Here is a 21,895-nt window from a genome sequence, read left to right as displayed (position 1 = left end):
ATCAGCCCCACATGTTCTTTTACGCTCGGATTGCGGTCGAGATGCCCGACATGATCCAGTGGTCGAGGTCGCGGAGCATTCTCTCGGTCAGGCCCGCGGACGACTGATAGACCCGGCTGGCGACCTGCATGCCGGCCGTGTAGAGAATCCGGCCCTGGGCGACGGTTTCCGCGACGAGTCCCTGGGGGCTATCGTTGGCGGCGGCCAGCAGCACCTGCCGGCCATGCAGCAGCCGGAATTTCATCAGGGGATGAGCCAGCTTCGGATAGGAACTGCAGATCGCCGCGGCCCCCTTGTAGAGGTCGGGGCGGGAGAGCAGGAGCTCCAGTGCAACGCTGCCCGCCTGGCCGAACCCGGCCAGGAAGATCCGGTCCGGGTGAACATTGTAGGTCCCCTGCATTCCTGCGAGGACTTCCGCCAGCCGCTGTTGAATGTCGGCCAGGCCATCGCCGGAGGTCGACCAGTCGTAGCCGCGGGGGAGCGTCACGTTGCCGCGGACTCCGGCTCCCAGATAGTTCCGTTCGCTGATCTGCGGCAGGATGAAGTCGATTTCGTTCTCGTCTTCGCCGGCCTGATGCAGCCAGAGGACGAGGGGGTAGGCGTAACCCGGCACGTAGCCGTCCGGGAGGGCCACCGAATGCTCGGTTTCGCAGACCGGGGTCACGAACGTGACCAGTTCTTCGGCTTCTTCGAAGCGGGTGTCCGGGCCGTCGAAGTAGCAGAATTCGCCGTCGTCGCCGGGACGCTTCCAGGAGAAGGTCTGATTCGTCGAATCTTCCGGGCGATATTCGTTCGGGAAACGCTGGCTCATTGCAAAGGCCCTCTATTCAGGCGATTCAAAGTGAGCGGGGAATCCGTGATTCCCCTCGCGAGCGAGGGGAACGACGGCTCATCCTGAACCGCCACGCTGATCCGTACGTCGTTCAGCGGAAACTTCCGGCCCGGGCATTCCGTGGCCTTCACGTCCCCATGTCCGACCACGTGGTCGTTGTCGATGCTGTAGGACTGTTTCATGACGCCGACGAGCCGTTTGACCGCAGTCAACTGGGCCGTCGTCGGCGCCGTTTTTTCGAAGTTGCCGATCAGCACGATGCCGATCCCCTGCTGGTTGTATTCGCCGACACCCGCGTGAGCTCCCTGGAGCTGTTCTCTCCAGCGGAACGTCGGCTCAATCTCACCGTCGCCCATCCCTTTGCCGTTGCCGATCACGAAGTGGTAGCCGATGCCCAGCCAGGGGTTGCCACTTTTGTCTTTATTCTTCAGGTGAATCTCGTGAATGCTCTCGACGCTGCCCTCCTCGGCGGCGGTGTGATGCAGCACCACATACTTCCAGTCTCGAGGCTTGGTCTTTGGCGCCCAGGGGTTGCCGGTCGGCGTCGGATTCAGCGGGATCTTGGGAAGCGTCAACTCGGGAAGCTGAGGCGGCATGGCCGGCGCGGCAACCACTGGCGGTGCGACGGGTCTGGGGATCGAGGCCAGCGGCGGCACCACCGTGGGCTGGTAGCATCCGACGACGAACACCAGCCCGCTCCAGAGAACGGACTGCGTCGCGTCGAACCACGTCCGTGTGCGCCTTGGCCTCATCCACCACATCCGTGTGGAACAGATTCCCAGAACCGTCGAACCACCCAGTTCACCTGCCTTCGCAGGCCGGCGAGCGGGGCGGCTGGAGTGTATGTAGGGGGGAAAAGTGTGTCAACGAAAGGTCTTGCGGCGAACTGCCGAGAGCCCGTTCCTTCCCCGTTTTGACAAGAGGCTGGGTGAACTGCGTCGTGTTTAACGCCATGTTTCCTGGCTGCATAAATTTCGCAAAGCGACAGAAATACGCAGTTGATGCTCTGAACGCCCTTTGGACTGTTTTTGAGCGCCTCCCCTGAAATCCTCTCAAGCTGGGGGGTTGGAAAGTCGCGGTGGCGGGACGGGCGGGGGAGGGAAGCCGTCGATCGTCGATCGTCAGAACGGATGCTGACATTCTGCGGACTTCGGGGCCATCAACGATCGACCATCAACCATCAACGAAAACAGGCCCGGCGGGCGGCAATCCACCCAGCGGGCCTGTTGAGAGTTTGGACTGACCAATGCCCCCTACAGAATCTCCAGCGATGGCAGGGCCGGGGCTTCCACGAACTGGCGGGCGATCTCCAGGGCTGCCTGCTCGCAGATGTGGAGCAGTTGCGGGCGGACGGGGGAGTCGGCCGCGAACAGGCTGCCGATCTGCCCGGCGTCCGCCTGAATTCGCACCGAGGCGTCGATCGGAATCTCTCCCAGGAACGGAATGCCCAGTTCTTCCGCCTTAGCCTTCGCACCGCCGCGGCCGAAGATCTCGCCGGTCATGTTTTCCACGATCCCGAGCAGAGGGATCTTCACCTGGTTGTACATGCTGACGGCTTTGACGGCGTCGAGCAGGGCGACTTTCTGCGGCGTGCAGACGACGATCGCCCCGGCGAGTCCCAGGAGTTGCGACAGCGTCAGCGAGACGTCGCCCGTGCCGGGGGGCAGGTCGATGATCAGATAGTCCAGTTCGCCCCATTCGGTGTCAGCGAGGAACTGCGTAATCGCCCTGTGGAGCAGGGGACCGCGCCAGATCACCGCCTGGTCGGGCTTCAGGAAGAAACCCATCGACATGACCTTCAGGCCGTCGACTTCGATCGGAATGATCCGGTCGGCGGTCGAGCCGTCGGGCTTCTGAATCTTCGTGGCCATCGGCTGTTCGCGGTCGACGCCTGTCATGTGCGGAATGCTTGGGCCGTAGACGTCGGCGTCCATCAGCCCGACCTTGCAGCCCAGTTCCTTCAGGCCGAAGGCCAGCGAGGCAGCCACCGTGCTCTTGCCGACGCCCCCCTTGCCGCTGCCGACGGCGACGACGTTCTTGCAGCGCAGGCCGATCGAGCCCCCCGTATTCTTGCCGCGGACGCTCGCCGTGAACTGCACGTCGACGCCGGAAACGTCGGGAAACTGACCGCGGATGGCCTGTTCGACGGCGGCGGCGATCCTGTCCCGACCGGGAAACGCCGGAGTGGGCAGATCGATGGTGACGTGTGCGATACCCCCGTCCTGACGGACGCCGGCAAGCATTTTCAGTTCACCGAGCGAACGCCCGAGGTTGGGCTCGATGACCTGCTGGAGAGCACTTTGAAGCTGCGAATCGGTCGGCATGGCACCACTTGCGACAAACGGAGGAGGTTTCGGCAGGACAGGGAGTTTTAGCACCCACCCCCCGGCGTCGCAACGAGCGGGGGTGACGTGACGCCGTAGGGCCGGGCGCGCCCGGCCGACGGATTCGCTGCAAAACGCAAGAATTTCGCGAGCCACGGCCGTCCAGGCCGTGCAACCGCGGACGCTGCTTCCAACCTTCGCACGGCTGACACAGCCGTGGCACACCGGACTTCCGAATCGCTCACGATTCCGGCGTCATCTCCATGCCGGACAGTGCGCTCTCCGCAATCTCCAGCCGCGGGCGCAGAGTCGCGGGGGGCGGAGCCACCGGAAACGGTGAAACGGTCTCGGGCGTCGGCCAGGAAATCCCCTGCTCGCGCAGCACGCGACGGACTCGCCGGGCCAGATCGGCGCCCGGCGTCGGATCGGGGAGGTAGTCGACGCAGCCCAGCTCGCGCAGCAGCGACTCCAGGTCGTCCGACCGCCCGGACCCGGCGACGAAGATTGCAGGCGCGTCGGGCGACAGTCCGTGCCGGCCGAGCCATGCCAGGCACTCTTCCGGAGCAGCTTCGAAGTCGAGCAGGACGACCGCCACGCCGCCGGCTACGATCACCGTCTGCAGATCGGCCACGCTCCGGCACGGCCGGACGACAACGGGCTCCCCGGCGAACTGCCGCTGGAGCTCTGGCGCCCAGTAGGGCTGGCGTTCGAAGATACTGAGGATTGGGAGTTGGGTATTGGTCATTTGTTATTGGTTGGTTGTCGGAGGACTCAAGCGAACTCCTGGGATTCTCTCTTCAACCTTGGAGGGGTTGCCGAGAGTAGCCCGGGGTTGAGCGCAGCGACACCCCGGGAATGCGGTTCCGCGACCGCCAATCGACTTCCGGTGCCTCCTCGATAATCCGTCAAGCCTCTGCCGTCGCATCCGCAACCGGCGCACCCATCACGCCGATCAGGACCGAACCGGTGACGACAATGACAATCGCCAAGACTCTCACCAGGCGGGGAAAGAGTTTCATCCATCGATCCAGCAGCACAGCATCCAGCGGCAGAAGAGTGCTTTCGTGCGTCCACCAGAGCAGCCGCGATATGCCGACAAATGATAGCAGAGCGACTTCAAACGCAATCAGCGAGATTCCCGCGGCCCACCGCCGCCAGCGCCACTGATCGGCAGCCACCCGCTTTCGCCACTTGGCATGAATCCAGAATGCGACGATTCCAAGGCTGGAAAGCCCCAGTTCCAGCAGGAGCATTGTCTTCCAGCTCGCGGTGTCGTCATTCATACGGATTACTCGGGGCGGTGGATCGCTTCAACTCTTGATTGTTTCGGATGTTCAGCAGGGTGACAACGCCTTTCGGGGCGGAATGCCCGTGGCGACGTCCGGCACATGTCCTCTGCGACCCCGCCGGGGTCGGCTCCACGCGCGATCGGAGATCCGGGGGCGTCGTCGCTGCGCTCCTCAACCCCCGGCTACACCCCGGCATCCCTCCGGGCTGAAGGTCCAAAGTCCGGCATCTCACTCGCCGCTCAGCACCCGCCACTCATCACTTCTCTCACTCCAACTCCCTTAATCCCTGTGTCCGCCGTACCTCATTCACCACCTTTAATCCCCGCGGCTCCAGCTTCAAGAACTTCACCAGTTGCGAATGGCTGCAGCCGAGCTGTTCGGCGGCGGAGTGGGTGTTTCCCTGGCGGTCGGCGATGACGCCGAGAGCCTCCGCGAGCAGCGGGGCGAAGTCGTGGTGGTCGGGATTGATGACGATTCGCTCGTTGCGGCAGCGGGATCGCCAGAGGGGAGTCGGGGCGGCTGCGGCCAGCGCGGGGGAGCGGACCTGCAGGGCGAGGTTCACGCGGAGGCGTTTGAGGGCCATCTGGCGGTTGTCCGCCTGGCTGCGGCGTTCGGAGGCCTGGCCTTCGACGCCGGTTGGCGTGTGGTGCAGCACCACGGCCGATTCAGTCTTATTGCGGTGCTGTCCCCCCGGTCCGCTGCTGCGGAGGAATCGCAACGTGCATTGCCGGAGCAGCGTGTCGTCGTCCTGGCAGACGGGAGGGATCGCCGGGGACGCCGACGAATCGGTCACGCGAACAGCTCGGTCAGGACGCGGGTGCCGTCCGGCAGCATCGGCTGCGGCCGGCCGGTCCGATCGGGCATGAAGCCGTGCGGCTCGATCCCCAGCAGGTGGTACATCGTCGCCAGCACGTCCTTCGGCGAAACCGGATTCGAAGTGACGTCCGAGGCGATCTGGTCGGTCGCGCCGACGACTTTGCCGCGGGCGATCCCGCCGCCGGCGAGGACGGCGGAGTAGGCTCTGGCCCAGTGATCGCGACCGCTCCCTTTGACGTTGGCCAGCTTCGGCGTCCGGCCATGTTCGCTCAGGCAGACGACCAGCGTTTCGTCGAGGAGTCCGCGACGGTCGAGGTCGGTCACCAGCCCGGCGAAGGCCTTGTCGAACTGCGGCAGGAGCTGGTCGGTCATGCGGGGATAATGGTTCCAGTGGGTATCCCACGCGTCGCCGGCGAGGCCGTATTCGTCCCAGAAGACGCTGACCAGCCGCGTGCCGGCTTCGACCATCCGGCGGGCGGCGAGGCAGCTCTGGCCGAAGAGGGACATGCCGTAGAGATCGCGAATTTCGTTCGTTTCCCGCCGGACGTCGAGGGCCTCGGAAACCGACCGCGACGCGAGCAGCGAGTAGGCCATCTGCTGGAAACCGTCGAGGTTGCGGGATTTGTCGAGCAATTGCAGGTCGCGCCGGCCGACATCGAGCTGCTGCTGCAGCGACCGTCGCCGATTGAGCCGGTCGAGGGTCAGGGCCTCAGGCATGGCAGTGGACGCCATGCGGAAGTAGCTGTCGGGTTTGCAGCCGACGTAGGGATCGAAGATTTCGATGTTCTGATCGCGCAGCGTCTTGTAGACCGAACGCGAGGCTTCCCCCTGGAACTCGGTCCAGAGGGGGTTGTAGGTGCTCCCCAGATAGGCGGCGTAGGGGCCGGCGCGGTGAACTTCGCCCGTCCGCTGCGTGCTGAACGGAAAGGGGAGTGCGACATTTTGCGGATGCGATGGCAGCCCGCCCCGCTTCTGGCGATCGTAGTATTCGACGACCGAGCCGAAGTAGGGCTGGTGCTTGGGGTCGTTCGGACTCAGCTCCATGTTGACATCAATGACTGCCGTACCGGTCATTGCCCAGGCGACGCCGTGAATCGGGTGGTCGTGATGGAGCGAGCGGAGGACGGTGACCTTGTCCATCATGCCGGCCATCTGCGGCAGGTATTCGCAGACGTCGAGCCCGGGGACGTTCGACGGAATCGGCTGCATGGTGCCGCGAATTTCGACAGGAGCTTCCGGCTTCATGTCGAAGGTTTCGAGCTGACTGGGTGATCCGTAAAGGAACAGGACGATGCAGTTCTTCGCCTGGCCGAAGCGATCACCGCCTGACGAGGCGCGGGCCTGCGACTGCAGAAGCTGGGGGAGCGACAGACCCGCGAGGCCGGCGCCGCCGACTTCGAGCAGGTCGCGACGGGTCATGCCGTTACAGAGTCGCTTTTCCGACCCGAGAATCCGGAGCATCAACGGTCTCCCAGAGCAAAGATATCAGCGACAGTTTATGCTATCGGCGGCGGGTCCGCAAGAAGTTCGGCCGAAGTTCGAGGCTGGCGAATCGCCCGAGGGGTGCGGGAGCCGGAGCTCCAGCTTCCCGAAATCGATTCTCCGCAGGTTCGTCCGCCGTGCTGGCGATGGATCCGTCCGATATATTACGGTGTCGTCATTGGAACGACGTGATTCGCGACCGGGCATTGTGGCGACTGACCGTTGAGTGCTGGCTGACAGGGATCGAACGGGGCCGTTGCCTGGCGGTGCAGAGTCCTTAACGGGTCGGGGCCACGATGTTCTGGGAGCAGTCGGTTCAATACGCGGCCCTGTCCGACATCGGATTCTGCCGACAGAACAACCAGGACGCCTGGGTCGTTCACCTGCGATCCGACCGGGAGCAATGGACGAATCGTGGTCATTTGTTCATAGTTGCGGATGGGATGGGAGGACATGCGGTCGGAGAACTGGCCAGCAAGCTCGCGATTGATACGATCCCCCACACGTTCGACAAACTGCGGCAGCTTCCTCCGATGCAGGCGCTGAAGGCCGCCATCGAGGACGCCAATTCTGCAATCAATACCAAGGGGCAGGAAAACAAAGACTTCCTGCGGATGGGGACCACCTGCACGACGCTGCTGCTCGGGCCTCTGGGGGCGGTGATCGGCCACGTCGGGGACAGTCGCGCCTACCGGATACGCCGCCTGCACATCGATCAGCTCACGTCGGACCATAGTCTGCTGTGGGAAATGATCCGCCAGCGGAAAATGAATCCCGCCGAAGCCGAACGCCTCTGCCCGCGAAACGTCATCACCCGGTCGCTGGGGCCGGACCCGACGGTCCGCGTCGATCTGGAGGGTCCGCACCCGGTTCTTCCCGGAGACACGTTCCTGCTCTGCTCGGACGGCCTGTGCGGTCAGCTCTCAGATGCGGAAATGGGGATGGTAGCGGCCCACCTGCCTCCCTCGGCGGCGTGCCGGCTGCTGGTGAATCTCGCGAATCTGCGCGGGGGGCCGGACAATATCACCGTAATCATCGTCCGGGCGGGGGATGTCCCTGACGAAGCGCCGAGCATCGATCTGCCCCAGCAATTCAACCGTCAGGAGCTGGGCTGGGGGAGTTTTGCCGCCTGGTGCGGCATCGCCGCGATGTTCTGCATCGGTTTGAGTCTGGCGGCGTTGACGGAAAAGACTCTCCCGGGTCTGTTTTTGATTGCAGGATCGGTGCTGGCCCTGACGTTCTGGGGTCTGTTCGTCCGTCGGCACCTGCTTGCCGCCAGCGCGACAGCTCCTGGATTCGATCCGCACGCCACGGTGGCGTGGCGGCCGTATCGGACGGCATCGGCGCGGATTCAGCCGCAATTTGTCGAAAAACTGGCCCGGATGGAATCGGAACTGACTCAGGCGGCGCATGAAGACGGTTGGCCGATCGACTGGAAACAGCACGAGCAGGCGTCCCGTCGGGCGCGGGAGTCGCTCGCCGCCAAACAATGGCAAGCGGCGTTGGCCGGCTTTGCGGACTGCCTGGACATCCTGATGGCAGGCGTTCAGTGGCAGCGGAAGCAGATGCAGCACGAAGCCCGCTGGGGGAAGTCCCCGACGCCGTTGCCGAAGAATCGTGAGTGAATTCCGCGCGGGCGCGATTTTCCGGATCCAAGGGCGGTCCGGTTGTGTTCGGCCGCGCGGATTCGAGCGAGTTTTCTCGCCCGGATGGACGAAAACAGGCTCGCCGGCCCGGACGGAGTCCAGTTGGCGCCCGGGAACGCAACTTGAAAGATGGTATGGGGATTCGGCGATCCGGCTGCGGTCTCGGTTGCAAAACCGTTTCAAATCGAGTTTTCTATCCAATCCGTCGTTGCGACAATAACCGGTCGCGTGACGCTTTAAGCCAACCGGTCAGGGGCGGCGCTGTTCGTCGCCTGGTCGCGGCTTTGGCCTTGTGGAACTGACTACCGATGAGTGCGTCCTCTGCGTCTGCCCGCGAAGTGGTGATCTCCGGCCTCGGAGTCGTCAGCCCGATCGGGATTGGAATCGAGCCGTTCTGGAACAGTCTGGCCTCCGGCAAGTCGGGCGTCGCCCGATCGGAATTCTTTCCCGGCGTCGCCTCGCCCGACTGCGTGGGGGGCGAAGTCAAGGATTTTACGGACGAAGCCGCCCGCAAGATCTACCTGAAAGAACTGCGAAAGAGCCTGAAGGCAATGTGCCGCGAGATCCAGCTCGGCGTCGCTTCCGCAATGCTGGCGCTCAAACACGCGGAACTGAATCTGGACACTGTCGACCACGAGCGACTGGGGATTGAATTCGGCGCGAACCTGATGCTCAGTGCGCCGGATATCCTCGCCTCCGCGGCGGATGCCTGCTGCGGGGAAAATCATTCGAAGCCGTTTGCTTTCGAAGACTGGGGACCCAAGGGGCTGCCCCGGATGGAGCCGCTGTGGCTGCTCCGATATCTGCCGAACATGCCGGCGTGTCACATCAGCATCACGACTGACGCCCGCGGACCGACCAACTCTCTCACCATGGATGACGCGTCGGGAAATATCGTCATCGGCGAAGCGATGCGGATCCTCCTGCGCGGTTCGGCCGACATGATGATTACCGGTTGTACCGGAACAACGCTGCATCCGATTAAGACTCTGCACATGGCGCTGTTCGGCGACCTGGCGTCGACGCCGGCCGAACCGGAAAAACGCTGCCGGCCGTTCGATCTCCATCGGGCGGGACGGGTTGTGGGAGAAGGGGCCTGTACGCTGCTGCTGGAAGATCGGGCGCATGCGGAACGCCGCGGCGCCAGAATCTGGGGAAAGGTGCTGGGGACAGGCGCCACTTGCGTGTCGGACAAGACCGGAACGCCGCAGTTTCGCAAGGCTCTGGCCTCGGCGATGGCTTCCGCGCTGCAGGCGGCCGGATTGCGACCGGACCAGATCGGGCACGTGAACGCCCACGGACTGGGGACTCAAGCCATCGACATCGCGGAATCGCAGGCGATTCATGACGTCTTCGGAGCCGACCTGGGTCGGAAGATTCCGGTGACGGCCCCGAAGAGCTATCTGGGCAACAGCGGTGCTGGCTCGGGGACGCTGGAACTGGCGGCCTCGGTCATCGGACTGCAGCACGGCCTGATTCCGCCGACGCTGAACTACGACACGCCCGATCCGGCCTGCCCACTGAATGTCGTGCGGGGCGAACCGCTGGCGACGAGCAACAAAGTGGTGCTCAGCGTCAACGTGACACGGTTCGGCCAGGCCAGCGCGACGGTCGTTGAAGCGATCTGAGCGTTGGCAATCGATGGATCAATGCAAAACGGGCCGGTGATCAACTCGGATCACCGGCCCGTTGTCGTATTCGATGCGGTGCGAAGTGGACTCAGTTCGCCCGCAGCGACATCTGGGCTCCGCGGTAGGCGGAGAGCTGTGTGGCCCCCGACTCGATCGCCTTCTGGTAGGCCGCGGTGGCCCCGGCCTGATCTCCGGCCCGTTTCTTCTTCTCGGCGATGAAGTACCAGCCTTCGCAGATCTGAGCGGCCTGCTGCAGACGATTCGTCTTTTCGACCGACGCGAGGAGCTGTTCCTCCGGCATCGCGTCCGACAGGTACTGCAGCACCTTGTCGGTCCAGTCCCGATCGACGAACGCCTTGGTCAGCGAATCCTTGAACTTCGCCGGGGCGGCTTCTCCCTGACCGACCTGCAGCATCGCCATGAAGCGCCAGGGATCGAGGAAGCGCAGATTGGGATCGAGCTTGACCGCCTGATCGAAGGCGGCGAGGGCCTGAGGATACTGCTTCGTGAAATACTGGGCGAAACCGAGGTCGGCGTAGGCCATCGGGTTCTGCGGGTCGAGCTTGAGGGCCTGGTTGTAGTCCTGCATCGCCTCCGGAATCCGACCCTGGGCCATGCGGGCCGTGCCGCGGAGGCTGTAGTTCAGCGGAACATTCGGGGCCATCTGCATCGCGAGATTCAGATCCCGTTCGGCGGCGGCGCCGTCCCCCATCTGCAACGCCGCGTAGCCGCGGTTGGTCACGGCGACGACAAAGCCCGGGTTGAGCTTGATCGCCTGCGTGAAGTCGGCGATGGCCTCCGCGTGCCGCCCCTGCTGCTGAAAGAACATCCCCCGGTTGTTGTAGACCAGCGGATTCTCGGCATTCGACTGCACGGCGGCGGTGAATGCCGCCTGAGCCAGATCGGTTTTACCGGCCCGCAGGTGGCAGTCGGCCAGTCCCAGATGCGCCCCCAGGTGCGCCGGAACGGCGGCAATGGCTGACGTGAAGTCCTTGGTCGCGGCGTCGTAGTCCTTCAAGTAGACCCGGGCATTGGCGCGCTGAAAGAGGATGTTGGCCCGATCGTCGGGGGTCAGCGTGGGACGGGCCAGGACGCTGTCGGCGAACTGCACGACAACTTCAGCATGTTCCTTCCGGCCTTCAAGCTGCGCCAGTCCCGTCATGCCGTAGAAGTAGGGCAGGTAGTAGTTGATGACCTGATTGCCGCCGAACCGCAGTGCATTCCGGGAATCTTCGATGCCGGCGCGGAGCGTGTTCAGATCGCGGCCGCTGATTCCCATTTCGACGCGGGCGCTCGCACGCAGATAGAGAGCGACGTGGTCCTGGGGATTCTGAGCCAGAACGGCCGAAGTCAGTTCGACCACGTCCGGATATTGCCCGGCCTGATAGGCCTCCTGAGCGTTCTCTTTCATCTCTTCCTGCTCGGGGTTCCCGGCCTGCCCGAGGAATTTGCTATTCTGCAGCAGTCCCTGGGCATGGACGGGCGTGACCGTCTGGAGCGATAGAGTGACTGCGATTCCGCAGAGAACCGGACTGGCCGCACGACAGGCCTGTCGATGGCAGGCAGAGAGCGAACTCCAACCGAGAATGGATTTCCAGGACATGCGAACACTCTCCCCTACAGGCTCGTCGTCGCGAGAGGGGGAACTGCCCCCGCTCTGGCTGCCGCGGAACGTCCTGTTACGCGGCAGATGACTTCCGTGACACACCGAGCACGATTCAACCCGTAAAACCGTTAACGGTCAACGGGAGGCACCGGGATGAGCCGACCTTCTTCTGAAAATGCCGACCTCCTGAATCACGCAGGCGTCTCAGTTCTCCTAGTGTGTCAAAGGGGCTTCGTCGGCCCGGAAACCGGGGACCGGTTGACGAGCGAAGGCGGGGCAAGTCTGCCGGCTCAGCAAACGCAACCTCCAACGCCAATTGCGACAAAGTGCTTGACAGTTGGATGGGCCACTTGTATCGTCAACTGCAGCACTTGTGGTGAAATGGGGGAGGTCTGGAATCGATCCGGCCCGTCGCCTGTTTTGCTCAAGTGGTGGCGGTGAGTCTCGGCTTCGAGGTCGGAGGCAGCGACCATGTCACCTGAATAGCACGGGGAGACCCGTAATCCTCAGGCCGCCCCGGTATGCACGGGGAGACATGTGCTCGGCCGATCTCCACCCACCAGTGGGGTCGCTTGGAAGCGGGACTCGTGCCCGCTTTTTTGTTTTGATGGCGGTTGTTTGAGTTGGTGTCGGAATGCAACAGTCTCCGCGGGCAGGAGCCGGCGGGGGAGATGGCGCGATGGGACGCGGGTGCGCGTTCGACCGGCAGCCGGGCGACAACTTGAAGCCAGGTCCCGGTTGGCCGGGCAGGCGTGAAACAACCGGGCCGGGAGGAGTGGCGGATTATGAACGGCAGTGAACTTCTTCGAATCGTCGATGCCATTCATCGCGATAAGAATATCGATAAAGAGATCGTCTTCGAGGGGGTCGAGCAGGCCGTGTTGTCGGCGGCGCGAAAGCACTTCGGCGAAGAAAACGAGATTGTCGCTCAAATCGACCGGGCCAGCGGAAATCCGACCGTCCACTGCGATGGCAAGGAGATCGATGCGGACGAGCTGGGGGACATTCTCGGACGGATTTCCGCCCAGACCGCCAAGCAGGTGATGATTCAGAAGATTCGCGAGGCCGAACGCGATTCCGTCTACGACGAATTCGCCGATCTGCGGCATCAGATTGTCTCGGGGACGGTGACGCGGGTCGAGGGGGGCGCCGCGATCGTGAACCTCGGGAAGGTGGAAGGCTTTCTGCCGCGCGGCGAGCAGATTCCGGGCGAAGGCTTCCGCGTTTCGGAACGCGTGCGGGCGATCGTGCTGGAGGTCCGCAAGGCTGGCAGCCGGGTCAAGATCATCCTGTCGCGGACCCATCCGGAGTTTGTGCGACGGTTGTTCGAGCTGGAGATTCCAGAAGTCGCAGAGCGAGTCATCGAGGTCCGGTCGCTGGCCCGGGAAGCGGGCTACCGGTCGAAAGTTGCGGTTTCGTGTATCGACAACAACATCGACGCCGTCGGCGCCTGCGTCGGCGTTCGCGGTGCCCGCATCAAAAATATTCTGGACGAGCTGTGTGGAGAGCGGATCGATATCGTCCGCTGGAACGATTCGCTGCAGGTGCTGGTTCCCAACGCGCTGCAGCCGGCCGAAGTGGAAGACGTCATTCTGTGCCCGATGCTGGGACGCGTGATCGTCCTGGTGCGAGATGACCAGTTGTCGCTGGCGATCGGCAAAAAGGGGCAGAATGTCCGGCTGGCATCGAAGCTGGTCGGCTGGGACATCGAAGTGATGACCCGCGAAGAGCTGGACGAACAGCTCGACCGGGCGGTCGGGGCGTTTTCGGTGATTCCGGGAGTCACTCCGGAACTGGCGGAAGGTCTGGTGTCGCAGGGTTTCCTCAGCTTCGACGATCTGTCGGTGATCGAGCCCGATCAGTTGATGGAGATGGGCGAACTCGACGAGGAGCAGGTCGACGCCATCGTGGCCTATGCCGAACGGGAGAGCGAGCGGCTCGAACAGGAAGAGCGGATGCGGCGGGCGATGGAACGGGAGCAGGCGGCGATTGGTGCGGCGATGGACGCTGCAGCCGCCGCCAACGCCGCGGCGGCGGAAGCTGCCGCGGAGGCCGTTGCGTCGGCTGTCGAAAGCGCAGCGTCGGCCGAAGACAGCCCGGCAAAAGAGAACGCAGAGCAGGGGGAACGCGCGGCAAGCGAATAGCACCGGTCCAGGATCGAGAACAGATAGGGAGAGGGGCCGGACCAGTCGCCTTTCCCGCGAGAGCGATAAACGGCGTCGTGGAGTCAGGCGGACAATCATCAGAGGGCTGACTCAGAGAACGAATTCGGCTGAGGTTCTGCCGATTCTCACCGCTGAAAGCGGCTGGGAGTGACGGATCGTCAGGCAGGCAGTCGGCCCCGGTGGACAGCAATCGCTGTCCCAAACTGAGCAGACGAGGGAATCGCGTTTGAAGATTCGCATTTTCGCTCTTGCCAAAGAGCTCGACATGGACAGCAAGCTGTTGATCGATTTCTGCGCAAAGGCAGGAATCTCGGTCAAGAACTCTGCATTGGCCAGCATTTCCCCGGAAGAACGAGATCTGGTGCTGGGACTGATTCAGGCGTCCGGCGGCTCCGGATCCTCGGTCGCGGCGCCCGCTGCTGTTGCGAAGACCACCGCCGCTCCGGCTCGGGATGAACTCGCTATGGGACGCGTGCGGGAGTTGCGGACAATTGCCACGCGACCGCAGCCGGTGCGACACCGGACCGCTCTGACGGAGGACGCGGGTGCGGAAGCCGCAGCGGTTGTCGAGGAGTCGGCTCCGGCAGAAGTTGAAGAGGCGGTTCAGGCCGTCGCTTCCGACGTCGAAGCGCCTCGGGACGTCGAAGCGCCGCCGGTGGAAGAGCCATCGCCGGTCGCCGTCGAGGCTGTTGCGGCGTCGGTCGAGGCTGCTGCAGAAGCTGCAGCGGCCAGTGAGGAGACCCCCGCCGAACCTCCCGAAGTCAGTGCTGGAACGACGGCTGCGCCCGCGGCTCCGTCCAAGCCGGCGCCGCTCAGCCGCGGCGACTATATTTCATCGCACGGGGCCTCGCGGTCGCTGCGATCGATGGACATGGTCGCGCGGGGGACAACGGAATCGACAGGTTCCCGCCCGACGCCGCCAGCCGGCGGGGCGGCGGCCGGCCCGCTCAGCGGTGCGAGGAAGAGTCGATCGCGATTTGCCTCGCCGCTGATTGCCGATATCCCGAACTTCGTCGGGCCGGCTTCCAAGACTCCCAAGCCGGAAGAAGCCAAAGCTCAGAAGCCGACGTTCCGCCTGAATCAGCCGGAAGCGCTGCAGAAGGGGAGTCCGCTCGCAGACCACCTGCGGAAATCCGCCGACAGCAAGAAGCGCAAGCCAGGCGACGAGGAGCCGGTTGAAGTCCGTCGCGATTTGCGGGGCAAGACCACCGGGGACGCGCTGGCCGGGGCCGGGCTCGAAGAGAGCCGGGCGCAGCGGCGCGACAAGCGTCGTCAGACGCAGCAGGTGCGCGACGAAGAAGAAGAACAGCGCCAGACGCGGCTGTCGGGACTGCACAAGCGGCGGTTCAAGGGAAAGACCGAGCTCAAATCCCAGGCCGTGCTTGAGCTGCCGATCACCGTGCGAACGCTCTCGGAGGCCATCGGCCGACCGGCCAAGAGCATCATCCAGATTCTCTGGGCGCGCGGATCGATGGTCACCATCAACTCGGGACTCGATGAGGACACCGCGATCGAGCTGGCGGTCGAACTGGGCGTCGATCTGCGGATTCAGCGCGAGAAAGATCTCGAAGATGTGCTCGGGGACATGGTCGACGCGGCGGACGATCCCGCGGCGATGGTCGTCCGTCCGCCGATCGTGACGATTCTCGGTCACGTCGATCACGGCAAGACCACCCTCATCGACCGTCTGCGTTCGAGCAACGTGGCGGCCGGCGAGCACGGCGGCATCACTCAGCACATCGCCGCCTACCAGGTCGAACACAATGGCCAGAAGCTGACGTTCGTCGATACGCCCGGTCACGCCGCCTTCGGCGAGATGCGGGCGCGTGGCGCCAACGTGACGGACATCGTCGTGCTGGTCGTGGCCGCCAACGACGGCGTGATGCCGCAGACGCTGGAATGTATTTCTCATGCCAAGGCGGCCGGCGTTCCGATCGTCGTGGCGCTCAACAAGTGTGATCTACCCGACCGCAACGAACAGCGGGTTCTGCAGGAACTGGCCGCACAGAACGTGCTGGCTTCGGAATGGGGCGGCGACGTCGAAGTCGTTCGGACCTCCGGCCTGACCGGCCTGGGGCTCCCCGATCTGCTGGATACTCTGCTGCTGACGGCGGAACTGCACGAGTACAAAGGAAATCCCGCCCGGTCGGCGAACGGGGCCTGTCTGGAAGCCTTCCGGGACGAAGGTCGCGGAGCGCTGGCCTGGTTCCTGGTGCAGAACGGAACCCTGCGAGTGGGCGATGTGGTCGTCTGCGGCGAGACCTACGGTCGCGTCCGGGCGATGTACAACGAATACGATCAGGAAATCGCCGAAGCTCCGCCGTCGACTCCCATCAAGGTCGCCGGTCTGGAAGCGGTCCCGAATGCGGGCGATCAGTTCGTCGTGATGTCGGACATCGAGCAGGCCCGCGAGATCGCCGGACAGCGGCACGAGCGCGGACGGGCCGCCGTGCTGGCGACCAAGGGCGGTCGTCGGACGATGGAAGACATTCTCAACGCAGCCCGCGAGGGGCAGATCCAGGATCTGGCGCTGGTGGTGAAGGCCGATACGCCCGGTTCGCTCGAAGCGCTGCGGAACGAGATCAACAAATTCTCGCACCCGGAAGTGCGAGTCAAGATTCTCCACGAAGGCGTGGGAGGCGTGAACGAAAGCGACGTCTACCTCGCGGCCGCCTCGGATGCCGTGATCATCGCCTTCCACGTGATCGCCGAAGACCGCGCGGAACAGCTCGCCATTCAGGAGGGCGTGCAGGTCAAGCGGTACAACATCATCTACGAAGTGATCAGCGAAATCCGCCAGATCCTCGAAGGGATGCTCCGACCGGAAAAGCGGGAGGTCGTTACTGGCCGGGCGATCGTGCTGCGGACTTTCAACATCAGCCGGTTCGGGACGATCGCCGGTTGCCGCGTCCTCAACGGCACCATCGAACGGTCGCACCGGGTCCATCTGATCCGGGATCAGAAGATCCTGAACGCGTACGGCATCGGCTCGCTGCGGCGCGAAAAGGACGACGTCAAAGAAGTCCGCGAAGGCATGGAGTGCGGCATCCGCCTCGAAAACTTCAACGACGTGAAAGAAGGGGATCTGTTCGAGGCCTACCGAATCGAGGAAATCCGACGGACGCTCGAATAGGCGACGGAGCGGCAGGCGGCGTCGACCGGTGATTTCGTCATCGGTCCGGCGGCTCGCGAAACGGCATCTGCGGGGAGGGGAACTTCAGACTGATGAATGCGCGGCGGCTAGCCAAGGCGTCCGAAGCTGTCCGGGAAGCGGTCAGCTCGGCGATCCTGTTCGACCTCAAGGATCCTCGCGTGCAGAACGTCACTGTCCTGCAGGCGGTGGTTGCGCCCGACATGCGCACCGCCAAGATCTACGTCTCGGTCATGGGAGACGCCAAGAAGCAGTCGCTCTGCATGCACGGTCTGGAGTCGGCGCGCGGCTTCATACAGTCCCGAATCGCCGATCGGATCGACACGCGCTACACCCCCGTCATTCGCTTCATTCTCGATCAGGGCGTCAAGAAAAGCGCCGAAGCCACTCGACTCATCCGCGAGTCGCTCGGGGCCGGCGCCGAACCCGACGCCCTGCAACCGATTGACGATGTGCTTTCGACCGAAACGGAAGAGGCGTTCGACGATCCCGTCGGATCGGAGGATTCCTCGGCCGACGAGCGGCCGGCAAGCCGGCCCGAATCCGCCTGATCGGCACGTGGCGGCAGCGTGCTGAGCAGCACCAACCCATCAGACGACACGGATCCAGCGAACGGCAAGAACCTATGGCAGCAACGAAAACCAAGGCATCCGACCGGACCGCAGTGATCAAGAAACTGCTTCCTGCCATCAAAAAGCAGTACAAGGTGACTGTCCCCAAAGGGGGGCGACCCGTCCTCGAAACGATGCTGTTTGCGGTTTGCCTCGAAGACGCCCCCGTCGAATCCTCCGAACGCTGGTACGCTCGGATTTCGACAGAGTTTCCCGATCTCAATGAAGCCCGCGTCAGTTCGGTCAACGAACTGGAACGCATTTTCGACGACACCGAAACCGCGGATATCCGCGCCTATCGCCTCCGGGCGGTCCTGCAGTACGTCTTTGAAAAGGGCTATAGCTTTGAGTTCGAAGGACTCCGCAAGAAGACCCTCGAACTGGCCATGAAGCAGCTCGCAAAGATCAAGCACATCACTCCGTTCGTCCGGACCTACACGCTCCAGGAGACCATCGGCGCTCACCTGCTGCCGATCGACGAATCTTCGGCGCGGGCGCTGATCTGGCTCGGGCTGGCGAGCCCGGGCATGTCGGCCGAGGAAATCGGCGAGACCCTCAAGTCCGCTGTCCGCAAGGCGGAAGCGGAGCAATTCTGCTGTTCGCTGCGCTGCATCGCCACCGATCCTCGCATCAATTCCGCCTTCTTCGACGGGACTGGCGCAGGAGAAGGCGGGCACGAGGCCGGCGACAGTCTGGACCGGCTGGCGGATCTCTGGAAGCACGGCGCGACGGCTCCAAAGCCCAAGCCGAAACCCAAGGCGGCGCCGAAGGCGGTCGCAAAGCCCGCGAAGGCGCCTGAGCCCGTCAAGGTCGCGAAGGCGCCGGCGGCGAAGGCCCCGCCCGTCAAAGCTCCTCCGGCGAAAGCCGCCCCGTCGAAAAAGCCCGCCGAACCGGCGAAGGCCGCGAAGCCGGCTCCGAAGTCCGGTTCCAAAGCGACGCCGAAGGCCGCCAAGAAAACTGTCAAAAAGGCCAGATAGTTCGTCGACAGTCCTTGGCCGCGGGATTTCGTTCCGACCATCGGGGAAACCGGGCCTTGGTGCCTGCGGCAGTTCGCGGCTACAATCTCGGAGGTCTCGCCGCCCGAAGGATTTGCGGCGTCCACAGGTCGAACAGGATTCCGGCCCATGCCCACCCTCCCGCGACGGTCCGCTCGTGTTGTTCTGCTGCTGGCGCTGGCAGCCGCGCCGACGCCCTCCCTGCTGAGGGCCGCTCCCGAGCAGGTTTTTCGGCCGCAGCAGGAGTCCGATGACATCGTTAGTCCGTTGCGGGCGAAAACGCTTCGGGACGCACAGACGCAGGCTCGGATCGAGGCCGTTTCGCATTACATGTCGGGGAGATTGCTGCAGAGTCGGGGCAAGTTGAAGCTGGCCTACGCCCAGCTTCAGCAGGCGGTGGCGATCGATCCCCAGGCGGTCGAAATTTATCGCGATCTGGTTCCGCTGGCGTTCCAGCTCGAAGAGACGGAAAACGCCATCAAGTATGCCACGCGCGCCGTGGAGCTCGATCCCCAGAATGTCGAACTCCTGCAGCAGCTCGCCACCAGTCTGGCGGGGCAGCGCCGACTTCCCGACGCCATCCGGTATCTGGAGCAGGCCGCCGCGGCGCCCGCGCTCGATCGGTACTCGCCCGAATATGTCCTGCTGGTCCGGAATCTCGGCATTCTGTATCTGGCGACCGGCCAGAACGAAAAGGCCGCCGATCAGTACGAGGCGCTGCTGGACGCGCTGAAATCGCCGACCCAGTATGGTCTCGACCTGCGGACGCGGCAGGCGCTTCTCAACGACAAGCGGACCAGCCTGGAAACGACCGGACAGGTGCTGCTGGATGCCGGACGGGCCGTGCCGGCCGGCGAAGCCTTCGAACTGGCCAAAAAAGCCAACAAGATCAGCTCCGGCAACTATTCGTTCTTCCGCGCCAAGGTCCTGCTGCTGACGGATAAGCCCGACGAAGCCCTGGCGGAACTGCAGCCCTACTTCGATGCCCAGCGGCAATCTAAAGGTCGCGACGCCTATCAGTTGCTGGCCGACATCCTGCAGAAGCTCAATCGCTCGGACGAGCTGCTGGGGCGTCTGGAAGCGATGGCGAAGGATGACGCGCGGAACAATACGCTGCAGTATTACTTCGCCGAGCGGCTGGCTGCGGCGGGAGAGCTGGATCGCGCCCGCAGCGTCTACGAGGAGTCTCTGAAAGACTCGAGCGACACCGCCGGGTATATGGGACTGGCGGAGGTGCTACGAAAGCTGGACCGTCCCCGCGAACTGCTCGACGTTCTCGCCAAGGCGGTCAGCCGGGCCAGCGGAGATTCGCTGGAGACGCTGGGATCGGAACTCGAAGCCGTGGCAGGCGACGAGAAGATGGTGAACCAGTTGCTCGAAGTCGGTCGGCAGGACGCCAAGGCCGAGCCGCCCGATCTGTCGTTTGAAAAGTGCTACCTCCTGGCCAAGCTGGCCGGAGAACGCAAGCAGTACGACGCGGCCTCGGAATTCTATGAGCTGTCGGCGCCGCTGGCGAAGCAGCGTCTGCCGCTGGTCTACTCGGAGTGGGGGCAGTTGCTGGCGGGAGCGAAACGCTACGACGCGGCCGCGAAAGTCTACCGGGCGGCGGTCGACAAGCCCGAACTGGCCGACCGGCGGCCGAATTTCCTGTATATGCTCTCGCAGATTCTGGCGCTGGCGGGCGACACCGACGGGGCTCTGGCCGCTGTCGCCGATGCCTTGAAGGAAGTGCCCGACAGTCCGCTGCTGCTGATGCAGGAAGCCTGGATCTTTTCCCACGCGCACCGGTTCGACGAAGCGGTCACCCGGTTCGAAAAAGTGATCGAGCAGTTTCCGGATCAGAAGGATATCGTTCGCCGCTGCCAGTCCAACCTGTCGAACATCTTCGTCCTCAAAGGCGAGATGCGCAAGGGCGAAGAAATCCTCGAAAAGATCTTCGCGGAGAGCCCGGAAGATCCGGGCGTCAACAACGACCTGGGATACCTTTACGCAGATCAGGGGAAGAACCTGGAGCAGGCGGAGCAGATGATTCGCAAGGCGATCGCCGCCGAGCCGGACAACGCCGCCTTTCTCGACAGCCTGGGCTGGGTCCTGTTCAAGCGGGGCAAGTTCGAAGAAGCCCGCGGCCCGCTCGAAGAGGCGATCAAGCAGTCGACCGGCACCGGAGACGCCACGCTCTTCGATCACCTGGGAGACTGCTACCAGCAGCTCAAGCTGATGGACAAGGCGGTCGAAGCGTGGCAGAAAGCGCTGGAACAGGCGAATGCCGAAAAGCACCCCGACACCAAAGTCGTCGAGCGGCTCAAGCAGAAGCTCAAGGAGCACGCTCCCCAGGGGGACAAGCCGAAGCCCGCTGCTCCAGGCTCTCCCTGATCGGACGCGGCGCTCATTTCTGGCGGCCCCCGTAACGCGCCACACGCGGCGGCGGGGGCGACGACGACACTCACTACGACCTCGTTGGCGGAATTCCTGAAGTATGGCCGGCCACTCCCACTGGGCGAATATCCAGAACAAAAAGGGCGCTGCGGATAAGAAACGCGGCAAATTGTTCGGGAAGCTGGCGCGACTGATCATCGTCGCCGCCCGCCGCGGCGGCGGCGATCCCGCAGCAAACCTGGCCCTGAGATACGCCATCGATCGGGCTCGCAAGTCGAGCATGCCCAACGATACGATCGATCGCGCGGTCAAAAAGGGCACCGGCGCCCTCGATACCGAACAGTACGACGAAGTCCTGTATGAAGGCTACGGCGCAGGGGGCGTCGCCGTCCTCTGCGAAATTCTGACCGAAAACCGCAATCGCACCGCGGGCGAGATCCGCAAGATCTTCGAAGTCAACGGCGGCAATCTCGGCAGCACCGGCTGCGTCGCCTGGATGTTCGAGCGGAAGGGACTCTTTCTGGTTCCCGTCTCCGCGGTCAGCGAGGAGCGGCTGTTCGAGATCGCGCTCGAAGCCGGCGCGTCCGACGTCGCAGTTGCCGGCGAATTCTTCGAAGTGACCTGCACCCCCGACGTCTTTCAGCAGGTCCTCGCCGCCCTCGAAGCCGAGAAGATTCCGCTGGAGTCGGCCGAAGTCACCCGGATTGCAGCCAACAAGGTCGAAGTGGAAGACCTCGAAACGGCTCGCAGCGTGCTGAAGCTGCTCGAACTGCTCGACGACAACGACGACGTGCAGAGCGTGATGGCGAACTTCAACATCGCCGACAGCCTGGCCGCCCAACTTGCCGCGGAATGACCGGTCGTGAGTCCCCGGGGATTCTTTGCCCGACCGTGACTTTTCTGCCAGTCCGCTACTGTCTCCCGGCGCATCGCGCAGGTAATGTAAGAGGCATTCCAGGCCGCATTCGTGG

Annotated in this window: 16 protein-coding genes; 8 read left to right on the top strand and 8 right to left on the bottom strand. The window is 63.7% G+C overall.

The features are described 5' to 3' along the window. Positions 1-19: 19 nt before the first annotated feature. The 7 genes from SH412_RS15940 to SH412_RS15910 all read right to left on the bottom strand — a co-directional run bounded on the left by SH412_RS15940 (position 20) and on the right by SH412_RS15910 (position 6,722). Positions 20-811, bottom strand: coding sequence for an alpha/beta hydrolase (locus SH412_RS15940; RefSeq protein ID WP_336519006.1), 792 nt, complete (start codon positions 809-811; stop codon positions 20-22). Next, positions 808-1,584, bottom strand: a complete 777-nt coding sequence (locus SH412_RS15935) for a peptidoglycan recognition protein family protein (RefSeq protein ID WP_336519005.1) — start codon at positions 1,582-1,584, stop codon at positions 808-810. The genes SH412_RS15940 and SH412_RS15935 overlap by 4 nt, the downstream gene beginning before the upstream one ends. Before the next feature lie 501 nt (positions 1,585-2,085). Next, a complete protein-coding gene (locus SH412_RS15930; RefSeq protein WP_336519004.1) occupies positions 2,086-3,156 on the bottom strand; it encodes an Mrp/NBP35 family ATP-binding protein in 1,071 nt (356 codons plus the stop codon). 241 nt (positions 3,157-3,397) lie between these two features. Further along, entirely contained in the window at positions 3,398-3,901 is a 504-nt protein-coding gene (locus tag SH412_RS15925) for a hypothetical protein (protein ID WP_336519003.1), read from the bottom strand. A gap of 160 nt (positions 3,902-4,061) precedes the next feature. Continuing rightward, the gene (locus SH412_RS15920) at positions 4,062-4,439 is read right to left on the bottom strand and encodes a hypothetical protein (protein ID WP_336519002.1); all 378 of its coding nucleotides are present in this window, start codon (positions 4,437-4,439) and stop codon (positions 4,062-4,064) included. A 271-nt stretch (positions 4,440-4,710) separates the two neighbouring features. Beyond that, positions 4,711-5,238 (bottom strand): peptide chain release factor family protein, encoded by a 528-nt coding sequence (locus SH412_RS15915; RefSeq protein WP_336519001.1) that lies wholly within the window; start codon positions 5,236-5,238, stop codon positions 4,711-4,713. Continuing rightward, positions 5,235-6,722 carry a DUF1501 domain-containing protein gene (locus tag SH412_RS15910; protein WP_336519000.1) on the bottom strand — a complete coding sequence of 496 codons (1,488 nt, stop codon included), beginning with the start codon at positions 6,720-6,722 and terminating at the stop codon, positions 5,235-5,237. The genes SH412_RS15915 and SH412_RS15910 overlap by 4 nt, the downstream gene beginning before the upstream one ends. 317 nt (positions 6,723-7,039) lie before the next feature. Here SH412_RS15910 and SH412_RS15905 point away from each other — a divergent pair, with 317 nt between their 5' ends. Next, positions 7,040-8,368, top strand: a complete 1,329-nt coding sequence (locus SH412_RS15905; protein ID WP_336518999.1) for a PP2C family protein-serine/threonine phosphatase — start codon at positions 7,040-7,042, stop codon at positions 8,366-8,368. A 329-nt stretch (positions 8,369-8,697) separates the two neighbouring features. After that, entirely contained in the window at positions 8,698-10,017 is a 1,320-nt protein-coding gene (locus SH412_RS15900; protein WP_336518998.1) for a beta-ketoacyl-[acyl-carrier-protein] synthase family protein, read from the top strand. 91 nt (positions 10,018-10,108) lie between these two features. Here SH412_RS15900 and SH412_RS15895 read toward each other — a convergent pair whose 3' ends face one another. Further along, positions 10,109-11,623, bottom strand: a complete 1,515-nt coding sequence (locus SH412_RS15895) for a tetratricopeptide repeat protein (protein WP_336518997.1) — start codon at positions 11,621-11,623, stop codon at positions 10,109-10,111. Positions 11,624-12,411: 788 nt separating this feature from the next. Between SH412_RS15895 and nusA the strand changes: the two genes are divergently transcribed. The 6 genes from nusA (at position 12,412) to SH412_RS15865 (ending at position 21,780) form a co-directional block, all read left to right on the top strand. Then, positions 12,412-13,770 carry a transcription termination factor NusA gene (gene nusA / locus SH412_RS15890; RefSeq protein ID WP_336518996.1) on the top strand — a complete coding sequence of 453 codons (1,359 nt, stop codon included), beginning with the start codon at positions 12,412-12,414 and terminating at the stop codon, positions 13,768-13,770. Between the two features lie 247 nt (positions 13,771-14,017). Beyond that, positions 14,018-16,924 (top strand): translation initiation factor IF-2, encoded by a 2,907-nt coding sequence (gene infB / locus SH412_RS15885; RefSeq protein WP_336518995.1) that lies wholly within the window; start codon positions 14,018-14,020, stop codon positions 16,922-16,924. A gap of 92 nt (positions 16,925-17,016) precedes the next feature. Beyond that, on the top strand, positions 17,017-17,493 hold the full coding sequence (rbfA, locus tag SH412_RS15880) for a 30S ribosome-binding factor RbfA (protein ID WP_336518994.1): 477 nt from the start codon (positions 17,017-17,019) through the stop codon (positions 17,491-17,493). 74 nt (positions 17,494-17,567) lie between these two features. Beyond that, the gene (locus SH412_RS15875; protein WP_336518993.1) at positions 17,568-18,530 is read left to right on the top strand and encodes a hypothetical protein; all 963 of its coding nucleotides are present in this window, start codon (positions 17,568-17,570) and stop codon (positions 18,528-18,530) included. Positions 18,531-18,677: 147 nt separating this feature from the next. After that, a complete protein-coding gene (locus SH412_RS15870) occupies positions 18,678-20,921 on the top strand; it encodes a tetratricopeptide repeat protein (RefSeq protein ID WP_336518992.1) in 2,244 nt (747 codons plus the stop codon). Between the two features lie 103 nt (positions 20,922-21,024). Next, entirely contained in the window at positions 21,025-21,780 is a 756-nt protein-coding gene (locus SH412_RS15865) for a YebC/PmpR family DNA-binding transcriptional regulator (RefSeq protein WP_336518991.1), read from the top strand. The last annotated feature ends 115 nt before the right edge of the window (positions 21,781-21,895 follow it).

The sequence above is a fragment of the Planctellipticum variicoloris genome (genome assembly GCF_030622045.1).
Classification (GTDB): Bacteria; Planctomycetota; Planctomycetia; order Planctomycetales; family Planctomycetaceae; genus Planctellipticum; species Planctellipticum variicoloris.
The sequence above is the reverse complement of the archived record's forward strand: the minus strand, read 5'-3'. Positions and strand labels throughout refer to the sequence as shown.